Source organism: Oceanospirillum multiglobuliferum, assembly GCF_900167095.1.
Taxonomy (GTDB): Bacteria; Pseudomonadota; Gammaproteobacteria; order Pseudomonadales; family Halomonadaceae; genus Oceanospirillum; species Oceanospirillum multiglobuliferum.
The window spans coordinates 40,901-55,064 of the sequence record NZ_FUXG01000020.1 but is presented as its reverse complement, the minus strand read 5'-3'; the positions used below and the strand labels follow the sequence as shown (position 1 = coordinate 55,064).

General features: G+C 48.0%; 12 protein-coding genes and 1 riboswitch. Of the genes, 5 read left to right on the top strand and 7 right to left on the bottom strand.

The window, feature by feature from the left end:
* Positions 1 to 106: 106 nt before the first annotated feature.
* Complete coding sequence (locus B5D26_RS12895) at positions 107 to 838, bottom strand: hypothetical protein (protein WP_078746136.1); 732 nt, start codon at positions 836 to 838, stop codon at positions 107 to 109.
* 304 nt (positions 839 to 1,142) lie between these two features.
* Between B5D26_RS12895 and rapA the strand changes: the two genes are divergently transcribed.
* Positions 1,143 to 3,992, top strand: coding sequence for an RNA polymerase-associated protein RapA (rapA, locus tag B5D26_RS12890; RefSeq protein ID WP_078746135.1), 2,850 nt, complete (start codon positions 1,143 to 1,145; stop codon positions 3,990 to 3,992).
* Between the two features lie 72 nt (positions 3,993 to 4,064).
* Here rapA and B5D26_RS12885 read toward each other — a convergent pair whose 3' ends face one another.
* Positions 4,065 to 4,610, bottom strand: coding sequence for a hypothetical protein (locus tag B5D26_RS12885; protein ID WP_078746134.1), 546 nt, complete (start codon positions 4,608 to 4,610; stop codon positions 4,065 to 4,067).
* Positions 4,597 to 5,514, bottom strand: a complete 918-nt coding sequence (locus tag B5D26_RS12880) for a LysR family transcriptional regulator (RefSeq protein WP_078746133.1) — start codon at positions 5,512 to 5,514, stop codon at positions 4,597 to 4,599. Before B5D26_RS12880 ends, B5D26_RS12885 begins: the two co-directional genes overlap by 14 nt.
* A gap of 98 nt (positions 5,515 to 5,612) precedes the next feature.
* Here B5D26_RS12880 and B5D26_RS12875 point away from each other — a divergent pair, with 98 nt between their 5' ends.
* On the top strand, positions 5,613 to 6,647 hold the full coding sequence (locus B5D26_RS12875; RefSeq protein WP_078746132.1) for an NAD(P)H-dependent flavin oxidoreductase: 1,035 nt from the start codon (positions 5,613 to 5,615) through the stop codon (positions 6,645 to 6,647).
* 90 nt (positions 6,648 to 6,737) lie between these two features.
* Here B5D26_RS12875 and ahcY read toward each other — a convergent pair whose 3' ends face one another.
* The 4 genes from ahcY to B5D26_RS12855 form a co-directional block, all read right to left on the bottom strand.
* A complete protein-coding gene (gene ahcY / locus B5D26_RS12870; RefSeq protein ID WP_428838712.1) occupies positions 6,738 to 8,132 on the bottom strand; it encodes an adenosylhomocysteinase in 1,395 nt (464 codons plus the stop codon).
* A gap of 15 nt (positions 8,133 to 8,147) precedes the next feature.
* Positions 8,148 to 8,229: riboswitch (S-adenosyl-L-homocysteine riboswitch) on the bottom strand.
* Between the two features lie 120 nt (positions 8,230 to 8,349).
* The gene (gene metK, locus B5D26_RS12865) at positions 8,350 to 9,540 is read right to left on the bottom strand and encodes a methionine adenosyltransferase (protein WP_078746130.1); all 1,191 of its coding nucleotides are present in this window, start codon (positions 9,538 to 9,540) and stop codon (positions 8,350 to 8,352) included.
* A 441-nt stretch (positions 9,541 to 9,981) separates the two neighbouring features.
* The gene (locus B5D26_RS12860) at positions 9,982 to 11,700 is read right to left on the bottom strand and encodes a sigma-54-dependent Fis family transcriptional regulator (RefSeq protein WP_078746129.1); all 1,719 of its coding nucleotides are present in this window, start codon (positions 11,698 to 11,700) and stop codon (positions 9,982 to 9,984) included.
* A gap of 125 nt (positions 11,701 to 11,825) precedes the next feature.
* Complete coding sequence (locus B5D26_RS12855) at positions 11,826 to 12,407, bottom strand: NUDIX hydrolase (RefSeq protein ID WP_078746128.1); 582 nt, start codon at positions 12,405 to 12,407, stop codon at positions 11,826 to 11,828.
* A gap of 237 nt (positions 12,408 to 12,644) precedes the next feature.
* Here B5D26_RS12855 and B5D26_RS12850 point away from each other — a divergent pair, with 237 nt between their 5' ends.
* The 3 genes from B5D26_RS12850 (at position 12,645) to B5D26_RS12840 (ending at position 14,163) form a co-directional block, all read left to right on the top strand.
* On the top strand, positions 12,645 to 13,283 hold the full coding sequence (locus B5D26_RS12850; RefSeq protein WP_078746127.1) for a CoA pyrophosphatase: 639 nt from the start codon (positions 12,645 to 12,647) through the stop codon (positions 13,281 to 13,283).
* Between the two features lie 60 nt (positions 13,284 to 13,343).
* Positions 13,344 to 13,868, top strand: coding sequence for a gamma carbonic anhydrase family protein (locus tag B5D26_RS12845; RefSeq protein ID WP_078746126.1), 525 nt, complete (start codon positions 13,344 to 13,346; stop codon positions 13,866 to 13,868).
* A gap of 70 nt (positions 13,869 to 13,938) precedes the next feature.
* On the top strand, positions 13,939 to 14,163 hold the full coding sequence (locus B5D26_RS12840; protein ID WP_234985298.1) for a DUF1289 domain-containing protein: 225 nt from the start codon (positions 13,939 to 13,941) through the stop codon (positions 14,161 to 14,163).
* Position 14,164: the final 1 nt, after the last annotated feature.

Genomic DNA, 14,164 nt, shown 5'->3' with positions numbered 1-14,164 from the left:
GGCCGAAGGACTGTCGGTTCCTGCCAATGGAGGCTTGCGTAAATCCGGCCACGCGCCGGTTGCTGCCTGAGAAGTTGGAAGCCTCGCCCGAAAGGGCGGGGAGCAGTCACAATGTTATCCGGCACTCGCCCCATTGGCAGCTCAATAAGTATTGCCGTCCCGCACCGCAGTCTGCGTTGTACACTTCTCTTGGCCATTGGCGTACCAGTGCAGTAACACGCACCTGCTCGCACAGGGTCTTTTGTGCTAAGCGCTCGGCAATAAACTGCGAGCGGTCATGGCTTTGCAGTAGTTCACTTGCATCAGAAAAACTAGGTGGATAATACTCTTGCGCCAATGCTTTCAAGCGGGGTAGATGTTCAGACAACAAGCTGTTTTGTGCAAGGTCGTGGTCGCCATTACGATAGCCGTTGAGCAGGCTGGTACAGGTTTCAGCACTGGTCTGCTCTGTAATCAACTGATCACGCTGCTGTTGAGCCAGCAATGAAACTTGCAATGTCACGGATAAGCCTAAGGTTGTTTCCTCGGGTGCTTGTACTCTTTCAACCGAATCCAAGACCAGTTTGTTGATACTCTGATCGGCCAGAATCACCCAGTCGCCATTTTTTTGCCACCAATATGCCTGTGTTTCATAAGCCAGTGGCATGGTGGTGGGTTGAACTCGCATACACTCTTGGCTGACTTGGCGCAAAATGGCGTCTTGCACTAATACATCTTGCATTAGCTGAGCATCACTTAACTGCTGCTCTGTAATCGTACCCATACTGGTACAGCCTGACAGTGCAAACAGTGTTGAGAATGCAATCATAGCACCAGTTGTTGAGTGAGATTTTGCCATCAGTTAAGCACCCCGATCTTTGCAGCCATATTTGTCAGTGTTGAAACTTAGAATTTAAGAGTTGAATACTAAACGACTCGTTCTACACTTGGCATTGTAAATTGATCTATTGTGCCTTGCTTGACTTTGACGCGGCTAATTTATCCACAGGGTAAAATAGATCAATACAGGCTTACGATTAATCCGCTTTATACTTAGGGATTCAGGGGCAAATCCTGTTACCATAGCGCCCTTTTTTTGCCCCCGCAGTCTAATTCTGTGATGTGTTTAGCCCTATAGCCATTAGCCATTTTAAGAGGTGTGCATGCTGCCTTATATTCCCGGTCAACGTTGGATCAGTGACGCAGAAAATGACCTAGGTTTAGGTACTATTCTGACCTGCGATATGCGCAGTGTAACGGTTCTGTTTCCTGCCCCCGGCGAAACTCGCGTTTATTCCACCAAATCAGCCCCTTTAACTCGGGTCGCGTTTGGTGCGGGTGATCAGGTTGAAAGTCACGAAGGTTGGCTGTTAACCGTCAGCGAAGTAGAAGAGCAGCAAGGTTTATTAACCTATATCGGCCTACACTCAGATGGCCGCTTGGCAGAACTGCCTGAGTCTCATCTGAGCAATCACATTCGTTTCCAAAAAGCGAAAGACCGTTTATTAACGGGACAAATTGACCGCAATGACTGGTTTAACCTGCGTTATCAGACTTTACTGAACGCAGGTCAACAAGCCACCGCACCGATTCAGGGCTTGAGCGGTGCGCGTATGGCATTGATTCCGCACCAGCTTTATATCGCCAACACCGTTGCCAGTCGTTATGCGCCACGGGTGTTATTGGCTGATGAAGTGGGTTTGGGCAAAACCGTAGAGGCAGGCTTAATATTGCACCAACAACTGCTCAGTGGCCGAGCCGAGCGTGTGCTGATTGTGGTGCCAGAGTCGCTACAAAACCAATGGCTGGTGGAGATGCTGCGCCGCTTTAACCTACAGTTCAGTCTGTACGACTACGAGCGTGCCGCACAATATCCCGGCCAAAATGCCTTTGAACAAGCACAGCTGATTATTTGTAGTCTTGAACTGCTGACCGACCACCCAGAATTACACCAACAAGCCGTAGCCGCCCAATGGGATATGCTGGTGGTGGATGAGGCACACCATTTAGAGTGGAGCGAAACCGCCCCAAGTGCGGCCTACCAATGCATTGAAGCCCTTGCGGCGGAAACCGGAGGCTTGTTGCTGTTAACCGCAACGCCAGAGCAACTCGGCAAAAGCAGCCATTTTGCCCGCCTGCGTTTGTTAGACCCTGAGCGTTACAACGACTTTGCCCAGTTCGAGCAAGAAGAACAGCAATATCAACCGATTGCTGAAGCTTTAGAGGCGCTGGATCAAGACACGCTCAGCGCTAAGCAAACCAAAGCCATTAGCGCCCTATTGCCTGAAACTGATGCTCAAGCCCTGCTGGCTTTATTACAGCAATCTGACGCTGATGAGGCGCAAAAACTCTCCGCCCGCAGCCAGTTACAAAGCCAATTGCTCGACCGTCATGGAACAGGACGCGTTTTGTTCCGCAACACACGTGACACCGTTAAAGGCTTTAAAGCGCGCCAACTGCACCGCCATGCCTTAGAAGTCCCTGAGGTTTACGAAGTGGCGTTCAGTGTGCCAGAGCTGGCCACTCAGCTGACACCTGAACAGTATGAGTATCAAAATGATTGGTGCGACCATGACCCGCGCTTCCACTGGCTGTTAGATCATTTAGAGCAAAACAAAGGCGATAAAACCCTATTGATCTGCCACAGTGCGACCAGCGCAATGGCATTGTCTGAAGCTTTAAAAGTGGACACAGGGATTCATGCTCCCGCTTTCCATGAAGGTCTCAGCATCTTAGAGCGTGACCGTGCTGCGGCTTGGTTTGCTGACCATGAGGCAGGCCCACCAGTATTGATCTGCTCTGAGATCGGCAGTGAAGGCCGTAACTTCCAGTTTGCACGCCACCTTGTACTCTTCGACCTGCCTGCTAACCCTGATCTGCTAGAACAGCGGATTGGTCGTTTAGATCGAATTGGTCAGCAGCATGATATTCAAATTCATGTGCCTTATTTTGAAGGTACAGGTCAGCAAGTGTTACTGGATTGGTACGATCAAGGCTTAGCCGCCTTTACCGCGCCTTGTCCTGCTGCCTCAGCCCTATTTGCCGAGTTTGGAGATCTGCTGAAATCTCAAATCAGCAGCGCAGACATCGATGCCCTGCAAGGTTTGATGCAGGCCACCACAGAGCGTCGCGAAGTGCTGAATGCCGCCATGCACGCAGGTCGTGACCGTTTGTTAGAGCGCAACGCTTGCCGCCCTTATGAAGCACAACAGCTCGTTGCTGCCATTGCAGAACAAGACCAGCCCGAACCGCTACAAAACTGGCTAGAAAGCGCCTTGGATATGTTCGGTGTCAACATTGACGAAACCAGTTCAAGCAGTTGGCACCTAACTCCTGGCGAGCACATGATGAACAGCGACCTACCGGGGTTGGATGACGAAGAAGGGTTTTCCATGACCACTCAGCGCCCCGTTGCCCTAGTGCGTGAAGACCTGCAATTCTTCACATGGGAACATCCCTTTGTACGCGCCCTGCAAGATCAAATTATCGCAGGTGGTCTAGGCAACAACGCGGTGAGTCTGTTTAAAACCAAAGCACTACCAGAAGGCACTTTGCTGTTAGAAGTGCTAGCCAGCATTCGCTGTTCCGCACCTAAACACCTGCACATTGGCCGCTATCTACCGCCGACCACTCTACGTTTCTTGTTGGATGTTCGCGGTAATGATCTAGGGGCAAAAGTCAGTTTTGAAAGCTTGTCGCCAAAACTGAGCAAACTGAAACGCGCCATCGCCCGTGACGTGGTGAAACTGCGCCAAGAGCAGATTCGCAGCCTTGTCGACAAAGCCGAAGAGCTGGCCAACGACCACCTGCCAACCGTGGTTGAAGCCGCACAACTGAAAATGCAATCGCTGCTTTATCCAGAGCTGGAACGCATCAAAGCCCTGAAAGAAGTGAACCCTTCGATTCGTGAAATTGAAGTGCGCGCTCTAGAACTAGAATATCTAGCGGTTGCTCAAGCGATTGAAAATGCTCGGGTGTATATCGAAGGGATTCGAGTGATCGTGACTAACTAAACGGGTAGTGTTGTTGTCATAACACACTTGATCAATCAGCGGCCTGAATAGGTCGCTGATTGCATTTCGCCTCTAAACCTCCGTTTGATAATGATCCACTGCAAAGCTGAACATCACTTTGATCATAAAAAACACACTGGTGACTAGAAACCAAGTGGGCAGAGGTAACAACATCAGCAAGAACAATCCACTACACATCAGGCTTGCGGCCATAAACAGCTGTAGAGGATGACCCTTTAAGGTGTTCACGATTAGGGCAGAGACTATGGTGTAAGCCCAAATCATCAGCGCATATTCAAGTGGAGCCGAAAGCAGCCAAGCGATTGCTAACAGATGCAGGTGGATTGCGATAAACACCAATCGCGCTTTGGGTCTTGTGGCATAAAATTGATTGGTGCCTCGGCTGAAGTTGGCAATGCAACCTGCGAGTACATCGGCGATTAAAATAAAGCCTAAGATAATCATCCAGAGGCTGTCTTGAGCAATTGGGCGGTACAGTTGGAAATAAATCAGCAACGTACCTATTGTGGCAAAGAGTGCTGTGCCTGCAATTTCGACGACAGACTGGGTTTCACCAAACACTTCATGCAGCGCTTCTGGCATTTTAATATTGTTCATGGTTTACAGCTCTCTTGTCATGGCAACGTTTTAGTGACAGCCCTCGCACCAACTGTTTCAGGCTCTCTAATTTGCCAGATTGATAATCCTTGCGCCAGATAAGCAAGGTGCGCACTTTGGCAAACTGTGGCGGCAGGGCAAAGCGGTCAATATTGGTGCTGGCGGGCAATACGCTGAGTACCGATTCTGGCACTACGGCAATGCCTGTGCCTGCGGCAACACAGGCGGTGATGGCGTGGTAAGAGCTCATCTCCATTGAGTTGCGGGCGCTCATGCCTTCGTCTGCTAGCCAGTTTTCAAAATACATGCGATAAGCGCAGCCGCTTCTAAAGGTGATCAGGTTTTCTTGAATGGCATCTTTGGCTTGTTGAAAGCCTTTTTCTTTAGCCGTAATCAGTACCAAGGTTTCTTCAAAAGCCACTAGGCTGTCCAGCTGTTCAGAATTGACTGGTTCGCCCACAAAAGCCGCATCTAGGCCGTAATTTTGAACTTGTTCAATTAAGCCTGCGGTGGTGTCTGTGACCAGTTCTATCCGCACTTGTGCGTGTTGCCGATGATATTGTGATAACAGTTCAGGTAGGCGCGCGGCAGCGGTGCTTTCCATTGTGCCGAGCCGAAAAATACCGCTGATCTGATCAGTGCGAAAACTGGCTTCGGTTTCTTCAGCTAATTGCAATAAACGGTCAGTATAGATTAAGAGTTGGCGACCTTCTGTGGTCAGCTCCAGTTTGCGATTGATGCGGTGAAATAGCGTGGTATTCAAACGCTGCTCAAGTTGCATGATGCGGGTGCTGATATTGGACTGCACTCGATGCAGCTTTTCCGCCGCCTTGGTGATGCCGCCTTCAACGGCCACGGTACGAAAGATCTCTAACGCATCCAAATCTAAATTGTTTAACGCCATCTCAATTCCTGATGCAATATTCTTGATAATTCATTTTTCATGAAGGTTAGCCTAGCATAGTCTGCACCTTTCAATACATTCACTTGAGGCATATCACAATGGCGTTATTACCGGAATGGCTGGCCGTCAGAAGTCCTATTTTTCAGGCACCGATGGCGGGCGTACAAGGCAGTGAGTTAGCCATTGCCGTCAGCCGCGCGGGTGGCTTGGGTGCGTTACCTTGTGCGATGTTAAGCGCAGAGCAAATTGAGGCTGAGCTGTTGCAGATTCAGGCAGCGAAACAACCCATCAATCTCAACTTTTTTTGTCATACCCCGCCAGAGCCAAATGCAGAGGCTGAACAGCAGTGGCTGCAACTATTAACGCCCTACTTTTCTGAACTTGGCTTAGACCCTCGCAGCCCACTAGCTGCCGCCAATCGCCAACCCTTTAATCAACACACTGCCGACTTGGTCTCAGCGTTTAAGCCTGAGGTGGTCAGTTTTCATTTTGGTTTACCTGCCCCTGATTTACTTGCACAAGTAAAAGCCGCAGGCTGTTTCATATTGTCTAGCGCCACGACGGTGGAAGAGGGGCTTTGGCTGCAAGCCAATGGTGCAGATGCCGTAATCGCCCAAGGTTTAGAGGCTGGTGGGCATCGGGGTATGTTTCTAACCGATCAAATCAGCACACAAATGGGCTCCTTTGCGTTGGTGGCGCAGTTGGTTCAAGCCTTGGACGCTCCGGTGATTGCGGCGGGCGGCATCGCAGATGCCAAAGGTGTTAAAGCGGCTTTAGCCTTAGGTGCCAGTGCCGTGCAAATTGGAACGGCTTATCTATTATGTACCGAAGCCAAAACCACTGCGTTACATCGACAAGCTTTGAAAAGTGAGCAAGCACGACACACGGCATTGACCAACCTATTCTCAGGCCGCCCCGCACGGGGCATTGTCAATCGAGTGATGCGCGAACTGGGTTGCCTCAATTCTAAGGTGCCCGCTTTCCCATTGGCAGGAGCGGCTATTACCGCACTCAGACAAGCGGCAGAGGCGAACGGCAGCAGTGATTTCTCGCCTTTATGGGCAGGTCAAAACTGTAGTGGCTGCCAAGCCATATCGGCCTTTGAGTTGACCAAACAACTGGCCGATTTTTGAGTGTTGCGTTTGAGTGGCAGATAGAAAAACAGCCCCGTTTTTAGGCGGGGCTGTGGTCTTCAGTGTGGTATCAGCACATTAAAACGCTGATTAGTACTTGTAGCTTTCTGGCTTGAATGGGCCTTCAACAGGTACACCAATATAGTCAGCTTGTTCAGCCGACAGTTTGGTGATTACACCGCAGAAACCTTCAACCATGTAACGAGCCACTTCTTCGTCTAGTTGCTTAGGCAGCACTTCAACGGTGATGTGAGCTGCTTTTTCTGCCGCAGGTAGATTCGCAAAACCTGCTTTGTACAGGTGGATCTGCGCCAATACTTGGTTAGCAAAAGAACCGTCCATAATGCGTGATGGGTGGCCTGTTGCGTTACCTAGGTTAACCAGACGACCTTCAGATAGCAGGATCAGATAATCATTGCTGTCTAGGTTGATCGCTTCGCCCGGCTTGGTGTCACGGAATACACGGTGTACTTGCGGTTTAACTTCATCCCAAGCCCAGTTTTTGCGCATAAATGCGGTGTCGATTTCGTTATCGAAGTGACCGATGTTGCACACCACAGCACCTTTTTTCAGGGCTTTCAGCATGTTGGCGTTACAGACGTTGTAGTTACCTGTTGTGGTCACGATCAGGTCAGTTTTCTGTAACAGTGCGCTGTTGATTGACGCATCAGTACCGTCGTATACGCCGTTGTTAAACGGAGATACCACTTCAAAACCGTCCATGCAGGCTTGCATTGCACAGATAGGATCAACTTCTGTAACCGAAACGATCATGCCTTCTTGACGCAGAGACGCCGCAGAACCTTTACCCACATCGCCGTAACCGATCACGAGGGCTTTTTTGCCTGACAACAGGTGGTCAGTACCACGTTTAATCGCATCGTTTAGCGAGTGGCGGCAGCCGTATTTGTTGTCATTTTTAGATTTGGTCACAGCATCGTTCACGTTGATCGCAGGCACTTTAAGCGTACCTTTTTTCATCATCTCGATCAGACGGTGAACACCAGTTGTGGTCTCTTCTGATACACCGTGGATGCTATTGAGCATCTCTGGGTATTTTTCGTGAATCAGTGCGGTTAAATCACCACCGTCGTCTAGCAGAATGTTAGCGTCCCAAGGTGCGCCATCTTTGTTGATGGTTTGCTCTAGGCACCACTCATACTCTTCCTCTGTTTCGCCTTTCCAAGCGAAGACAGGAATATTGCTGGCCGCAATTGCAGCAGCAGCGTGATCTTGTGTTGAGAAGATGTTGCACGATGACCAACGGACTTCTGCACCCAATGCCACTAGCGTTTCAATCAACACGGCGGTTTGAATCGTCATGTGAATGCAGCCGATGATTTTAGCACCCGCTAAAGGCTGTTCGGCTTGGTATTTTTTACGAATTGCCATCAACGCAGGCATTTCAGATTCAGCAATACGAATTTCGTTACGGCCATAGTCTGCAAGTGTGATGTCAGCAACTTTATAGTCTGTGAAGCTCATCAGATTCTCCATTCGGAAGAATGGGCGCCCTTGCAAATGAAGTTGGCATCTTGTTGAGCGTAGCGGAGAAAACTCCGTTGCAGCGCCCCTCAACAGGATGTGAAAGTAGGTGAACTGATCAACAGTGTAGCCAACTTTCATGAATAATCAGATACGACAAAGCAGGAGGTTGGCTCCTGCTTTGGGGTTTAGCTTTTAACGTTGTAATTCGAAGGAATTACAAGCCAGCATCCGCGCGTAGTGCTTCAGCTTTATCCGTTTTCTCCCATGGGAATGCAGTAAAGGTGTCATCACCTACCGTCATTTCAAATGGGTTACGACCAAAGTGACCGTAAGCTGCGGTAGCACGGTACATTGGGTGCAATAGATCTAGCATACGTGTGATGGCGTATGGACGTAGGTCGAAGTGTTGGTTCACCAACGCAATGATCTTCTCGTCAGAGATTTTGCCCGTGCCAAAAGTGTTGATTGACACAGAAGTAGGCAGCGCAACACCAATAGCATAAGACACTTGGATCTCACAACGGTCGGCAAGACCTGCTGCAACGATGTTCTTCGCCACATAACGGCCTGCGTAAGCAGCTGAACGGTCTACTTTTGATGGGTCTTTACCAGAGAATGCACCACCACCATGACGCGCCATACCGCCATAAGTGTCCACAATGATCTTACGACCGGTCAGACCACAGTCACCCACTGGGCCACCAATCACGAAGTTACCTGTTGGGTTGATGTGGAACTGAGTGTCTTTGGTCAGCAGTTCAGCAGGAATCTCTTGCTTAACGATCAGTTCCATTACCGCTTCACGCAGGTCTTTCTGGCTGACTTCTGGGTTGTGCTGAGTCGACAACACGATAGCGTCAATGGCAGATACACGGCCATTTTCATAACGGCAAGTGACCTGAGATTTAGCATCTGGACGCAACCAAGGCAGCTGACCGTTTTTACGCACTTCAGCCTGACGCTCAACCAAGCGGTGGGCAAAAGTGATTGGTGCTGGCATCAGTACTTCAGTTTCGTTAGATGCATAGCCGAACATCAAACCTTGGTCGCCTGCACCTTGATCTTCAGGCTTCTGACGGTCAACACCTTGTGCGATGTCAACAGACTGCTTACCAATCAGGTTGATGATGCCGCAAGTGCTGCCGTCAAAACCAACATTAGAAGAGGTGTAACCGATGTCGTTGATCACGCCACGCACTAGGTCTTCTAAATCGATCCAAGCGGAAGTGCTGATTTCACCCGATACAATCGCCACACCCGTCTTCACCATAGTTTCACAGGCAACACGGGCGTATTTATCTTCTGCAATAATTGCATCAAGTACCGCATCAGAGATCTGGTCAGCAATTTTATCTGGATGGCCTTCAGAAACAGATTCAGAAGTAAATAATGAGTATTCGCTCATGGTTCTTTTTACCCTCAGGGGATTTTTAGATAGGAGATTGGCCAAGCAGGCAGGTTATTCCGATAACCCGCTCGACCCCTGAAAGCAGGACGCACTATGCCTACTTAAATAGCCAATTCTTAACCTGAAATGTAAAAATTGACGGTCAAAACAAGTCTAACAATGCTCAGTTCAGTCTACGCTTACGTGAAATTACGTACTCAGTGCAGTAGTCGTAAATGATAGCGTAATGTATAGAGCTAAAATTAATCGACAATTGTAACGATTCGCCCGACCGAATGCACAGTGAAATTTATGATAATCCGCATGTGTGATATTCATATTGATACGTTTAAAACACTTTGTTCTTATTTTGTTCGTGGTTTTGGGTGAAAGCACATTGAATTTGCCGAAAATATTGAACGGTTAATTCTTGGTTTATCTTTAAGCTAGCAATTGTGGTTAAGTTTTATCTGATAGCCTGTTTTTCAAACGATACGCTAACGCAGGTCTGGTTAACCCTAGAGCACGAGCAGCCTTCGAGACATTATTGTCGTGTTGGGACATTGCCGCGCGCAAAATAGCTTCTTCAAGCTGGTTTAAGTCGATCTCTTGGTTTAACACTTGTTGTGCTATCAGCTCTGTCGCAGAAGGTAGGGCGCTTTGTACCGACTCTAGGCGTCCACTTTGATCATTCAGTTGCTGCTGACTGGTCTCAGGTATCGCTTGTTTAAAAGGTGAGTGGTAATGAAACAGGCTTTGCTCACTGATTGACTGATGGTTGTCGGTTAATATGACGCCCCGTTCGATGGTGTTTTCTAATTCGCGAATATTACCCGGCCAATCGTAAGCAACTAATGCAGCCATTGCGCGATCAGTTAAACCGAGACTCTTTTTCTTATAACGGGCTTCATAACGTTTACGAAAATGCTCTGCCAATAAGGGGATGTCGTTTTTGCGCTCTCGTAGAGGCGGGATGATTACCGTGTAAGCATTGATACGATAAAACAGATCGGCGCGGAAACGCCCTTCTGCAACGGCTTGCGCTAAGTTTTCATTGGTTGCGGCCACCACTCGCACATCAATTTTACGTAGAACGCTATCACCGACACGTTCTAGTTCACCCTCTTGTAATACACGTAACAAGGCTGCTTGTGCCCTTGGGGTCAGTTCAATCACTTCATCTAAGAAAATAGTACCTTGATGTGCGCGCTCAAAACGACCAATACGATTTTGTGTCGCCCCAGTAAACGCGCCTTTTTGCACGCCAAAAAGTTCAGACTCGATTAATTCTGGTGGAATTGCAGCGCAGTTTACAGCGATAAATGGCTGGTCACGCCTTGGGCTCATGCTATGAATACGACGTGCTAATACCTCTTTACCTGTACCTGTTTCACCTAAAAGCAGCATGGTGACATCAGAATCAGAGCCTTTGTCTATCATTTGTAAGGCGCTGGTAAAAGGTGGGGCAGAGCCGATAGTTGTAGGCGTGTCAGGGCTAGGAGGAAGGCGCTCTTCTAATGCGGCAATTTGTGATTGCAGTGCATAGAGTTCATCAATTAAAGGGGCTTCTCTAAATAGCTCTCGAAAGGATTCATGATCCTCCCATTCATGGGCTGGTTTGCCGATGATATGGCAGCGGTGATCACCTTTGCCTCGACACTCAACTTCTCGGAATTGAATCTCTTGGCCTAGAAATTGGCTGGAGTAGCTGCAGGCGTAGCCCAGTAAAATCCAACAGGCGGGTTCTTCTAATTGGCCCAGTACTGTTTGGCAGATTTCGACCTCGAATGAATCTTCCCAGTCAAACTCTGCATAGAAGTGTTGGTTCGCGACGTCCATTTCCAAACAGATCGGAATAGCTTTCACCATGCCCCGTAAACAATGCAGTTGGGGGCCAGTTAAAAAAGCTTCTTCTGGGGTGCTATTGGGGCGTACTTGTAACGCAAGCTCTGCGTCTTTCAGACCGGAATAATAGCCCAAGCGCATAAAAAAGCCTTTCGCTCGGGCTTGCCCCATGGTTGAGATAATCTCTTTGCGGAAGCTGCCCATTGCGGAGATACCCAGCAATAATGAGCGGTGCTCTGCGAGCCAGATTTTACCGTTCTCAGGGTCGAATCTTAGTTGATCAAGCAGATCTTGACGACTAGGCAAGGTCAGGTGTTGGGTTGGCTGCTGCATTTGGAACTCTTATCTATTTTATTGTTATTGTGCACATAAAATGTGAGTTCTATCTGTATCACAGCTGGCGCTAATTTTCATTAGCACCACGCAGCATAAATGCAGGTTGTTGATCAGTTGCTGGATTATGACAAATGTTGCGCTTGTTTCTCCGCAGCATAAAAACGGTCGCGATCTTCTTTGCTAATATCACATTGATGCAGCGGAAATTGGCCTTTTTTGCGATCCTCAAAATAACAGCGTAGGGTTTTTTCTATGGTGGGAAAGGCCAGCTCAGACCAAGGTATTTCGTCTTCACTAAACAGCTCTACTTCTAAACTCTCAGGGCCAGAGCTGAAAATAGGCTCAGGTAGCTCAGCTAAAAAGATCATGTAAACCTGACTGATCACAGTGGTATCAATCAGCATATAAAGCTGTTGAATATTCACTTTGGCTTGGGCTTCCTCCCAAGTTTCACGCCATGCTGCATCGGCAGTGGTTTCATGGTTTTCCATAAAACCTGCGGGTAATGTCCAGTAACCGTGACGGGGTTCAATGGCACGTTTACAGAGCAAAATTTTATCGCCATAAACGGGGATCGTGCCGGCAACAATTTTTGGGTTTTGATAGTGAATGGTATTGCAGTGGTCACAAATATGGCGCGGGCGGTTGTCGTCATCAGGGATACCAACTCGAACGGGTTGGCCACAGTCACTACAAAAATTCATCCAGACATCCTTTAAATGGCCTCAGTTGAAGCGCTTAGAAGTGCGTAATTGGCAAGCTATAGTGTAATAGTGTAAGTGCTCAAGCAAAAGAATACGGCAGAATATCACCATTGACTAGTGTCAAACTTTTACCCCTCTCGTTTATTGCTTAAGATATCAATATGATGCATTTAAGTCAGTTAGGTGAACACTGCGCAAACTGCGCTCAAGTATCAGATATAAGCCCAAGGATTCACCGTGAAATTACAACAACTTAAAGAAAATATTGACCGCTACAAACCCATTAACATCAAAGGGGCTCACCCAGATGCCGCAGTGCTTATCGCACTCACCGACAATGAGCATGATCCTGAGATCATTCTAACCCGTCGTGCTTCTCACCTTTCCAGTCACTCGGGCCAAGTGGCTTTCCCTGGTGGTATGAAAGATAAGACAGATGTTAATTTAATGGCGACGGCACTGCGTGAAAGCCATGAAGAGGTTGGCCTAGAAGCAGATCAAGTGCAGATTGTTGGGCGTTTGAATCAAGTTGTTTCTCATATGGGGGTACGGGTTACACCTTGGATTGGTATAGTACCAAAAACGGTTGAATTAACACCTAACCCTGATGAGCTTGATGCTATTTTCCGTGTGCCGCTCTCATTTTTTCTGGCCGATCAGCGCGAGCATACAGACGTAATTCCAATAGGGAATTCTGCTATTTATGTGCCGAGTTACCTATTTGGCGAATATGTGATTTGGGGATTGTCAGCCATGATGTTGGTCGATTTACTACGAGTAGGGTTTAACAGCTCAATATCTCTACATCAAGCACCACCTAAAGGCAGTAAATTGCGTCACTTAGAGCCTAGTAAACATCGCCGTGTCAGTGACTAGGCTAACTAACGAAAAATAAAAAACAGGCAATAACAACCCAATACAACCCAAGGATTGCTCATGATTTATGACTTAGGTGAACGTAGCGTTCAATTTGATACCGATGAATACTTTATTGCGCCCAGCGCAGACCTGATCGGCTCAGTCAAAGTAGGCCATCAAGCCAGCGTTTGGTTTAACGTCACAATTCGGGCTGATAATGATCAGATCGTTATTGGCGAACAAACGAATATTCAAGACAACTCTGTGTTGCATGTTGACGATAATCAACCTCTGATATTAGGCAAAGGTGTCACCATTGGCCATAAGGTCATGCTGCACAGCTGTGAGGTGGGTGATTACAGCCTAATTGGCATGAATGCAGTGGTATTAAACGGCGCTAAAATTGGCAAGTACTGCATTATTGGTGCTGGGGCTGTCGTAAAAGAGGGTATGGTGATTCCAGATGGCTCACTGGTTGTAGGTGCACCCGCAATGATCAAACGTCAAATCAATGACAGCCAATACGCTATGTTAGAAGCCAGCGCAGCCCATTATGTGCATAATAGCGCCCGATACCGTCAGCAGCTTAAGGCTCGATCTTAATTTGTGGACAAGTATCCTCTAAGGAATTGATTTAATAGGTTGAAGCATTCATCGCTTCGCTGGAGTTACTGTGAGTTTGAATAACGTCCAACCAGAGCCCACAAAGCTTGTGAAGCCACGTTCTGTCGCCTCACCTTGCGTTAGTATTTGTGCGCTAAATGAAAAGGGTTTTTGCATTGGCTGTTATCGTGATGGTAACGAAATTCGTGAGTGGAATCGTTATACAGAGGAACAAAAGCAGCAGGTCTTAAATAGCTGCCAACGTCGTGCAGAACTGGATAAAGCCTTTCTGTAAT

What these genes read in the sequence shown, in the direction of transcription:
- B5D26_RS12895 (WP_078746136.1), bottom strand. Translation starts at nt 838, where the DNA reads ATGGCAAAATCTCACTCAACAACTGGTGCTATGATTGCATTCTCAACA.
- rapA (WP_078746135.1), top strand. Translation starts at nt 1,143, where the DNA reads ATGCTGCCTTATATTCCCGGTCAACGTTGGATCAGTGACGCAGAAAAT.
- B5D26_RS12885 (WP_078746134.1), bottom strand. Translation starts at nt 4,610, where the DNA reads ATGAACAATATTAAAATGCCAGAAGCGCTGCATGAAGTGTTTGGTGAA.
- B5D26_RS12880 (WP_078746133.1), bottom strand. Translation starts at nt 5,514, where the DNA reads ATGGCGTTAAACAATTTAGATTTGGATGCGTTAGAGATCTTTCGTACC.
- B5D26_RS12875 (WP_078746132.1), top strand. Translation starts at nt 5,613, where the DNA reads ATGGCGTTATTACCGGAATGGCTGGCCGTCAGAAGTCCTATTTTTCAG.
- ahcY (WP_428838712.1), bottom strand. Translation starts at nt 8,132, where the DNA reads ATGAGCTTCACAGACTATAAAGTTGCTGACATCACACTTGCAGACTAT.
- metK (WP_078746130.1), bottom strand. Translation starts at nt 9,540, where the DNA reads ATGAGCGAATACTCATTATTTACTTCTGAATCTGTTTCTGAAGGCCAT.
- B5D26_RS12860 (WP_078746129.1), bottom strand. Translation starts at nt 11,700, where the DNA reads ATGCAGCAGCCAACCCAACACCTGACCTTGCCTAGTCGTCAAGATCTG.
- B5D26_RS12855 (WP_078746128.1), bottom strand. Translation starts at nt 12,407, where the DNA reads ATGAATTTTTGTAGTGACTGTGGCCAACCCGTTCGAGTTGGTATCCCT.
- B5D26_RS12845 (WP_078746126.1), top strand. Translation starts at nt 13,344, where the DNA reads ATGATTTATGACTTAGGTGAACGTAGCGTTCAATTTGATACCGATGAA.